This is a genomic window from Candidatus Bathyarchaeota archaeon, assembly GCA_029882535.1.
Classification (GTDB): domain Archaea; phylum Thermoproteota; class Bathyarchaeia; order Bathyarchaeales; family SOJC01; genus JAOUKM01.
On the sequence record JAOUKM010000075.1, the window covers coordinates 1 to 2,142 of the forward strand.

General features: G+C 37.3%; 4 protein-coding genes. 2 read left to right on the forward strand and 2 right to left on the reverse strand.

All coding sequences use genetic code 11. The annotated features are described in order from the left end of the window. Positions 1-62: 62 nt before the first annotated feature. Positions 63-188, reverse strand: coding sequence for a hypothetical protein (locus OEX01_09640; GenBank protein ID MDH5449245.1), 126 nt, complete (start codon positions 186-188; stop codon positions 63-65). A gap of 101 nt (positions 189-289) precedes the next feature. Continuing rightward, on the reverse strand, positions 290-463 hold the full coding sequence (locus tag OEX01_09645) for a hypothetical protein (GenBank protein ID MDH5449246.1): 174 nt from the start codon (positions 461-463) through the stop codon (positions 290-292). Positions 464-687: 224 nt separating this feature from the next. On the opposite strand from OEX01_09645, the gene OEX01_09650 reads away from it, so the two are divergent. After that, a complete protein-coding gene (locus tag OEX01_09650) occupies positions 688-1,272 on the forward strand; it encodes an NYN domain-containing protein (GenBank protein MDH5449247.1) in 585 nt (194 codons plus the stop codon). Positions 1,273-1,381: 109 nt separating this feature from the next. After that, positions 1,382-1,828 (forward strand): hypothetical protein, encoded by a 447-nt coding sequence (locus OEX01_09655; protein ID MDH5449248.1) that lies wholly within the window; start codon positions 1,382-1,384, stop codon positions 1,826-1,828. Positions 1,829-2,142 lie beyond the last annotated feature (314 nt).

Sequence of the window (2,142 nt, forward strand, 5' to 3'; positions counted from 1 at the left end):
ATTCGATCTCCTTCGTAGATGACGCCTACTTCAACTGGGATGTCTTCAAACATTGACATTTCTTATTCTCCTCCAAACTTGCTCACTATTATTTCAAAACTTTCATTCCAATCCTTAGCCTCTATAGCCCCCCCTTTTTTATACATTATGCAAATTGTGGTTCGTAGTTGTTCTTTCAGGGAGTCCATAAAATCCCCTTTTGTCACAATTGGTCTATATACTTTCTTGTCGACAAGGAATATAACCGCTTGTAATGCTTATAATCCCAAAAACTAGCTATTGTGCCTGTTCACTCATCTTTAATCGGCTTCCAAAGAATTCGCCCACTATTGCATTTTGGACAATCAGGGTGTTTTCCTGTTACCATGTTCAATCTTATCCATTTGCCTTTTGAAACTTTCCATTTGTGGCCGCATTTAGGACATTCGCAACTATAAGCGTCTGCATCTTTCTCTTCTATCATAATCTCTCCACCACCGTTAAAGTTACTCTCAAGATAACAGCCACGTGGCTATTAACAACCACATTGTTGTTATTGAAATAGGTTCAGTCAAATTTGACAGAAGCTCTTAGAATCGCGGGTTCAAATCGGCGCGGTTGAATCTATAGACTTTAAGAATTCGAGAAGTATATAGAGTAGCGCGCGCATATGAAAACCTTTTTACTCATTAAATGGAATTTATATTCATGCGAAATATAACTGGTGGATCTCCAAAACCTCTTGAGAAAGTGATGATTTTTATTGATGGAGGCTATCTAAGGAAACTCTTTAACGACTTATTTGGAGACGACAACATAGATTTCTTAAAACTGAGAAACTACATGCTAGACTTGTATAATAGAACTCCGATAAATCCTTTCAGGGCAAACCTGATTAGGACATATTATTATGATGGCATTACCGATAAAAAGGAAAAAGAATACGAAAAGCAAAGGGAGTATTTTGATTCTCTCTCTCTCAAAAATTCCTTTCTCACTGTTAGGTTAGGAGAAGCTGTTAAAAAATCAGATGGATCACTTAGACAAAAAGGTGTTGACATTCTCATATGTGTAGATGCCTTGACTATGGCTTATCTGGACTACTATGACACTGGGCTGTTTCTCTTGGCTGATAGGGATTTTATTCCTTTAATTAAAGCTGTGAAGAATGCTGGAAGGAAGACTTTCAGTTTTTGCTATCAAGGACAATTTTCAAAGGAATTAGCTCAGATATTTGACTTCCGATATGGCTTCACCAATCCAGAAATGGAAAAATGGCAAATTAAGCAATAATCAAAAGATAGAACGCGCGCAACTGTGGTTCGTGGTTGTTCTTCTAGGGAGTCCATAAAATCTTTTAGATGCTTCAGAAGATAGTAGAGTTGCTAAAGAAGGGTAGAGTTTGAGTAGTTCTAAACCCTATAGACTAATTGTTAAGGTTCTTTCGAAGTCTAAAGCTAAGCTTTTCAGACTGATTCCTCTCAAATCTATCATTTCTGGTGAACCTTTTGAGGTGTCGTTCCACTTCCAAAACATAAGCGAAGAGACTTTTCCAGGAGCAGACTTCAATTATGACATTGTCTGGCCTTCTCAACAATATAATACGGAAACGATTAAAGTGCCACTTCTGAAAAAGAATGGCTCTTACAATACTCCTAGTGCCACTATTAACGCATTGTCAGATGGTTTTGGTTTAGTCTATATTAGGAAGAGTCCCATGCATGAGGGATTCTATGTAATAAAAGATGAGAAAGGTGGGCTTAGAAATGTTCATTTTTATAGGGGAAAACGTGTAGAAGACTATATCAAAAAGGGTTTTAGCGTAAGTAGCATCAAAGCAAAAACGTGAGAAGAAATCTATGAGCGTTGGGCGTTGATAATTGCAGTGTTTAGCTTATTTGTAATTGCTCTTGAAAAGCTATTTTCTCTGTGGAATTGGGTATCTTCAATTTTTTAGGCAGAATACCCTAGATAACTGTGTAAAAAAGAGAGAATTGAAAGAAGCCTATGGTTCTTGCGTTTGCTTTCACTCGAGTAACTAACTCGAGTTTTCAAGTCTGAGATTGACATGGATTAACCACCTTTGCTAGCATCCCTCAAAGAGTAGCTTTCGAATGCTTCTTCTCAAGTAGTCTTCAGTTTCCCAACATAAGGTTGCGATTT